Genomic DNA, 6,606 nt, shown 5'->3' with positions numbered 1-6,606 from the left:
TTGCAAAGCCCAAGGAGGCGCTATTTCGTGATGCATGACCACGCCGTCAACCCTGTTATCGCCGAGCTGCGCGAGCGTATCGAGCGGCTGGAAGGTGGGGAGATTCGGCGGCGGCTGGTGCTGCCTTTCGGCGTTCCCGAAATCGATGGCCGATTGCCACAAGGAGGGCTGGCGCTTGGTGCTTTGCACGAGATTGCCGGCGGCGGCAATGGCGCGGTCGATGGAGCCGCCACCGCGCTGTTTGCCGCGGCGGTTGCCGCGCGCACAAGGGGGCCGGTGCTCTGGTGCATGACGCGTGCCGATCTCTTTGCGCCGGCGCTCGCCCAGGTCGGCCTGTCGCCCGGCCGTGTCATCTATGTCGAGGCGGGCGACGAAAAGGCGCTGCTCTCATGCATGGAAGAGGGACTACGCCATGGCGGCCTCGGCGCCGTGGTCGGCGAACTCGCGCGTCTGTCGATGACCGCGTCGCGCCGCCTGCAGCTCTCGGCGGAAAATTCCGGCACGATCGGCATCGCCATCCGCCGCTGGCGGCGCCAGACCGAGGCATCCGATTTCGGGCAGCCGACGGCGTCCGCCACCCGGTGGCGCGTCTCCGTGCTCCCGTCCTCCCCCTTGCCGGTTCCGGGCGTCGGCCGGGCGCGTTGGCTGCTCGAGCTCATCCGCTGTCGGGCCGGTGAAAGTGCGGATTTTGAAGTGGAAGCCCCCGATGCCAAGGGTCGTATCGCTCTTCCTTCCGACCTGGTCCACGGATCGTCTCAGGCGGAAGCTTGGCGAGGCCGCGCCTCCGCCTGAGACGCCGCTCATTCTCGTCGGCCGCCAGCAGCGCCGGCGCGTCGTGCTCGCCGCCGACAAGGCTGCGCGCACGGCAGGCTTGTGGGTCGGCATGCCGGCGACGAAGGCGCAGGCGCTGGTGACCGGTCTCGTCATGATGGACGCGGATCCGGTCACAGACGCCGAGGCGCTTCAACGTCTGGCGCTTTGGGCGCTGCAGCGCTATGCGCCGATCGTCGCCGTCAATCCGCCGGACGGCCTGGTCATCGACACGACCGGGGCCGATCACCTGCATGGTGGTGAGGAACTGATGCTGTCGGGCTTGGTCAATCGCTTCTTCCACTCGGGCATTGCCGCGCGGGCGGCAGTTGCCGACACCTGGGGTGCGGCACATGCCTGCGCCCGGTTTCTCGGACAGCAGACTTCCGTCGTTCCGCCAGGGGCGCAGGCCGAGACGATGCACCGTTTGCCGATCGCGGCCTTGCGGCTTGATCCAGCTATCGTCGACGGCCTTCGTGTGTTGGGCTTCAACACGATCGGCGAGGTGGCTCGTCAGCCGCGGGCGCCGCTGACGCTGCGCTTTGGGCCGGAGCTCGGCCGCCGCCTTGACCAGGCCATGGGTACCGTCGCCGAGCCGATCGATCCGCTGCGCACGCCTGAGCTGATCGAAGTCCGCCGCGCCTTCGGCGAACCGATCGCCGCGGCCGAGACGATCGCGCGATATACCGCCAAACTCGTTGCCCAGCTCTGTCGGTTGCTCGAGGAAAAGGCCCTCGGTACCCGCCGTATCGATCTCCTGTTCCATCGGGTCGACAGCACCTACCAGGCAATTCGCGCCGGCACCGCGAAGCCGGTCCGCGATATCAAGCAACTGACGCGATTGCTCACCGACCGGATCGAGACCATCGATCCGGGCTTCGGCATCGAGATCATGTCGCTGACGGCGACCATTGCCGAGCCGCTCGTCGCCCGGCAGGTCATCTCCTCGCTGGTCGAGGAGCCGGAGGCCGACGTGTCCGGGCTGATCGACATTCTCGGCAACCGCATCGGCGAACGGCGGCTCTTTCGCTTCACGCCGGTCGCCAGCGATGTGCCCGAACGCTCCGTCACGCGTATCGCGCCGATGTCGCCGGACGGCGGCGAGACCTGGCCCGATCACTGGCCGCGGCCGGTGCGACTGCTTCCGCATCCCGAGCCGATCGAGACCATTGCAATGGTCCCTGATCACCCGCCGGTCAGCTTCACCTGGCGTGGCATCCGTCGACGCGTGCGCCGCGCCGACGGGCCGGAGCGCGTGTTTGGCGAATGGTGGAAACGAGACGCGGAACTTGCTGCCGTGCGCGATTACTTCCAGGTCGAAGACGATGCCGGCGAGCGATATTGGATCTTCCGGTCCGGCGACGGTGAGCATGGCGAGACCGGCAGCCGCCAATGGTTCCTGCATGGGATATTCGGATGACGACGATCCCACGCTATGCCGAGCTGCAGGTTACCTCGCATTTTTCCTTCCTGCGTGGTGCTTCGTCTTGCGAGGAATTGTTTGCACAGGCCGCCGAACTCGGCATCGAGGCCCTGGCGATCGTCGATCGCAACAGCCTGGCGGGGATCGTCCGTGCTCATCAGGCGGCCAAGGATTTCGGTGTGCGGCTGGTGGTCGGCTGCCGGCTCGATCTCACCGACGATCTCTCGGTGCTCGTCTATCCGACCGACCGGCCAGCTTATGCGCGCCTCTGCCGCCTCCTGTCGCTTGGCAAGAAGCGCGCCGGCAAGGCGAAGTGCCGGATCGAATTGTCTGATCTTGTCGCCTACGGGGAAGGTCTGATCGTCGTCCTCATTCCCGATCTCGCCGATCAATCCTGTGCGCTCCATCTGCGCCGGCTGCGAGATGCCTTTGGCAGGGATGCCTATCTGGCGCTGACGCTTCGGCGCCGTCCGAATGATCAGCTCAGGCTCCATCAGCTCTCCAACATGGCGGCCGCCATGGGTGTGGCGACCGTTGTCACCAATGACGTGCTGTTCCATGTTCCCGACCGGCGCATCCTGCAGGATGTCGTCACCTGCATCCGTCACAACACCACCATTGACGATGCGGGCTTCCGCCGGGAACGGCACGCCGACCGTTATCTCAAACCACCCGACGAGATGGCGCGGCTCTTTCCGCGCTATCCAGAGGCACTGGCCCGCACGATCGAGATTATGGAGCGCTGCCGCTTCTCGCTCGACGAACTGGCCTATCAATATCCCGAGGAGCGGTCGCATCCTGAGTTGACGCCACAGGAGACGCTCGAACGATTGACCTGGGAGGGTGCCGCCCGCCGCTATCCGGAAGGCCTGCCCGACAAGGTGCGCAAGACCCTCGAGCACGAGCTGCAACTGATCAGCAAGCTCGACTACGCGCCATACTTTCTGACCGTGAACAGCATCGTGCAGTTTGCCCGATCACGCGACATCCTCTGTCAGGGCCGAGGGTCGGCGGCGAACTCCTCGGTTTGCTATGTGCTCGGCGTCACCTCGATCGATCCGGATCGCAACGATCTACTGTTCGAGCGCTTTGTTTCCGAGGAACGCCGCGAACCGCCTGATATCGATGTCGATTTCGAGCACGAGCGGCGCGAGATCGTCATGCAATGGGTATTCGAGACCTATGGCCGCGATCATGCCGCCCTGTGTTCGACCGTCATCCGCTACCGCTCGAAAGGCGCCATTCGCGACGTCGGCAAAGCGCTTGGACTGTCTGAAGACGTGACGAAGATGCTCTCTTCGCAGGTCTGGGGCTGGGGCGAGGACATCGGCGAGAAACATGCCGAAGAGCTCAATCTCAACCTCGGAGACCGGCGCCTGCGCCTGACCCTGGAACTCGCGCGGCAGCTGATGGGCGCGCCTCGCCATCTGTCGCAGCATCCCGGCGGTTTCGTCCTCACCCGCGATCGCCTCGATGAGCTCGTGCCGATCGAGCCGGCCGCGATGGTCGACCGGCAGGTGATCGAGTGGGACAAGGACGATATCGACATCGTCAAGTTCATGAAGGTCGACGTGCTGGCACTCGGCATGTTGTCCTGCATGAAGCACGGCTTCGATCTTCTTGGCCAACACAAGGGCATCAATCTCGATCTCGCCACCATCCCGCCCGAGGATCCGCGCACCTATGCGATGATCAGGCGGGCCGACACGCTCGGGACCTTCCAGATCGAGAGCCGGGCGCAGATGTCGATGCTGCCGCGCATCAAGCCGAGGACATTCTACGACCTCGTCATCGAGGTCGCGATCGTCCGGCCCGGTCCGATCCAGGGTGATATGGTGCATCCCTACCTCAGGCGACGGGAAGGCAAGGAGGATGTGATCTATCCCAAGCCTGAGCTGGAAAAGGTGCTCGGCAAGACGCTCGGTGTGCCGCTCTTCCAGGAACAGGCCATGCGGGTGGCGATCGAATGTGCCGGCTTCAGCCCCGGTGAGGCCGACCAGCTGCGCCGGGCCATGGCAACCTTCAAACACACCGGCGGTGTCAGCAAGTTTGGCCAGAAGCTGATCGCCGGCATGGTGGCGAACGGTTATGAGCCCGAATTCGCCGAGAAGACGTTCAAGCAGCTCGAAGGGTTCGGCAGCTACGGCTTTCCCGAAAGCCATGCCGCTTCCTTCGCGCTCATCGCCTATGCCTCCGCCTGGCTGAAATGCTGGCATCCGGACGTCTTTTGCGCAGCACTCCTCAATGCCCAACCGATGGGCTTTTACGCGCCGGCTCAGATCGTGCGCGATGCACGCGATCATGGCGTCGAGGTCCGTCCCGTCTGTGTCAACGCGAGCCGTTGGGATTGCACGCTCGAGCCGACGGAGGATGATGGCCGGTTCGCCGTTCGGCTCGGCCTGCGCATGGTAAAGGGGCTCGCCAACACCGACGCGGCCAAGATTGTCGCAGCGCGGGCGGACGATCCCTTTCCTTCTGTCGACGATCTCTGGCGCCGTGCCGGTGTGCCGGCTGCCTCGCTCGTCGAACTCGCCGAAGCCGACGCTTTCCAGCCTTCGCTGCGGCTCGCCCGCCGTGAGGCGCTCTGGGCCATAAAGGCCCTGCGCGACGAACCCCTGCCGCTATTTGCAGCAGCTTCGGAACGCGAAAAGGCGACCGTGCCGGAGCTCGATGAGCCGGCGGTCGATCTCCGGCCGATGACATCAGGCGGTGAGGTGGTCGAGGACTATGGACACGTTGGATTGACCTTGCGCAGCCATCCGATCGCATTTCTGCGCGCTGATCTGGCGAAACGCCGCATCGCCACCTGCCGCGAGGCGATGCAGTCGCGCGACGGAAAGTGGCTCGAGGCCGCCGGCCTCGTCCTCGTCCGCCAGCGGCCAGGCTCCGCGAAGGGCGTCATGTTCATCACAATAGAGGACGAGAGCGGCATTGCCAATCTCGTCGTCTGGGTAAAGACCTTCGAAAAATACCGCCGCGCCGTCCTCGGCGCCGGCATGCTCGGCGTCTACGGCCGAATTCAGCGGGAAGGGGAGGTGGCGCATCTCGTTGCCCATCGCATCACCGACCTCTCGGGAGAGCTCAGAAGCGTCGGCGACCGCGACGACACATTTCCGCTGCCGCATGGGCGCGGGGACGAGTTTCATCATGGATCTCCCACGCCCGATCCCCGCGGGCTGCCGAAGGGGCCGCGCCCGCACGACATCGTCGATCCCTATCTGCATCTCGATGAGATCAGGGTGAAGACGCGGGATTTCAGGTGAACGCGATCGGTTTCTCGCAGGTTCGCATCTCATCAAGAGCATCTATAGATTGGACTTTGTGGCGGTCAAGGCCACAGCTCGAGTGTATATTCGTCCGCTCAGCTGCCCGCGTTTTTTTCGATAACAGATTGGCCATTGAACCAATCAATTAGAGAGCGAGTCGCCTCCTTTTCCGCAGTTAGGGGGACAAGGTAGAAAGCTCCAGGACTTCTGATCTCAGGGCCAGGTATTGGTACTAAACCTTCGACGCCCAGGCCTGCTCTGTCCAATACGTTCCACACTAAGACAATACCATGGCCCTGTTGAGCAGCGATAACGGCATCGTGATAGCGGCTGACCGAGAGCGCTGGTGTGGGTAGAGCGCGCCCACGTAGAGCGACACGCGCCCAGTCGCTCCAGCTCACCCATTCACGTCCCGGTGTATCGTAAGCAATCAGCGCAGCGGTGGTTACATCATCGATGTTTCTTATCGGATGGCGCGCCAGATAATCCGGGGAGGCCATTGCAACAACTCTTGCGTTGAATAGTTTAATAGCGGTCGGCTCCTCCCATGAACCCGGACCGTAGCGGATCAAAAGGTCAGCACCATTGGGCTTTATTTCGTCCAGCTCATCTTGCGCAACAATCCTAAGTGCAATTTCAGGATGCTGGCGCCGGAAGTCCGCCATGCGGGGCATTAGCCAGAAGCGTGACAGCGATGCCGAAAGTGTGACAACCAACGGCTTTTGCTCCGGATTTCGTATATCCCGCATGGTTTGCGCTATCGATGAAAGCGCATCGTTCGCGCTGGCATATAAATGCTGCCCCGCCGGCGTCAGCTCCACGTGTCGGTGACGGCGCATAAACAAGGGAGCTACCAAGCGCTCTTCAAGGAGTGAGATCTGTTTGCTGACGGCGGCCTGCGTGACGCCGAGCTCCCTTGCTGCCGCCGTGAAACTGCCCAATCGGGCGGCGGCTTCGAATGCGAATATGGTTGCGAGTGGGCCGATCTGGGTGCGCAGGGTTGCCATAACCTGAGGATATGGCAGGGCGGAAAATTTGTCCAGTTGTCAGGGTGTTCTGGCGGGGTCATTCATTGGCGATGCAGCTCGTACCCGAGCATTTTCACAG

4 protein-coding genes are annotated in these 6,606 nt (G+C 63.3%); 3 read left to right on the top strand and 1 reads right to left on the bottom strand.

Annotated features, from left to right (window positions below; translation table 11 throughout):
- Positions 1-30 precede the first annotated feature (30 nt).
- Genes RHSP_RS32235 through RHSP_RS32225 form a run of 3 tightly spaced genes read left to right on the top strand, consistent with a single transcriptional unit; the run spans position 31 to position 5,496 of the window.
- Positions 31-792 carry an ImuA family protein gene (locus RHSP_RS32235; protein ID WP_037155869.1) on the top strand — a complete coding sequence of 254 codons (762 nt, stop codon included), beginning with the start codon at positions 31-33 and terminating at the stop codon, positions 790-792.
- Positions 707-2,230, top strand: a complete 1,524-nt coding sequence (locus RHSP_RS32230; RefSeq protein WP_037155866.1) for a Y-family DNA polymerase — start codon at positions 707-709, stop codon at positions 2,228-2,230. Before RHSP_RS32235 ends, RHSP_RS32230 begins: the two co-directional genes overlap by 86 nt.
- A complete protein-coding gene (locus RHSP_RS32225) occupies positions 2,227-5,496 on the top strand; it encodes an error-prone DNA polymerase (protein WP_037155863.1) in 3,270 nt (1,089 codons plus the stop codon). Before RHSP_RS32230 ends, RHSP_RS32225 begins: the two co-directional genes overlap by 4 nt.
- Before the next feature lie 98 nt (positions 5,497-5,594).
- On the opposite strand, the gene RHSP_RS32220 is transcribed toward RHSP_RS32225, so the two are convergent.
- On the bottom strand, positions 5,595-6,506 hold the full coding sequence (locus tag RHSP_RS32220; protein ID WP_051074185.1) for a LysR substrate-binding domain-containing protein: 912 nt from the start codon (positions 6,504-6,506) through the stop codon (positions 5,595-5,597).
- Positions 6,507-6,606 lie beyond the last annotated feature (100 nt).

It is taken from the genome of Rhizobium freirei PRF 81 (assembly GCF_000359745.1).
GTDB classification, from domain to species: domain Bacteria; phylum Pseudomonadota; class Alphaproteobacteria; order Rhizobiales; family Rhizobiaceae; genus Rhizobium; species Rhizobium freirei.
The sequence above is the reverse complement of the archived record's forward strand: the minus strand, read 5'-3'. Positions and strand labels throughout refer to the sequence as shown.

What these genes read in the sequence shown, in the direction of transcription:
- RHSP_RS32235 (WP_037155869.1), top strand. Translation starts at nt 31, where the DNA reads ATGCATGACCACGCCGTCAACCCTGTTATCGCCGAGCTGCGCGAGCGT.
- RHSP_RS32230 (WP_037155866.1), top strand. Translation starts at nt 707, where the DNA reads ATGCCAAGGGTCGTATCGCTCTTCCTTCCGACCTGGTCCACGGATCGT.
- RHSP_RS32225 (WP_037155863.1), top strand. Translation starts at nt 2,227, where the DNA reads ATGACGACGATCCCACGCTATGCCGAGCTGCAGGTTACCTCGCATTTT.
- RHSP_RS32220 (WP_051074185.1), bottom strand. Translation starts at nt 6,506, where the DNA reads ATGGCAACCCTGCGCACCCAGATCGGCCCACTCGCAACCATATTCGCA.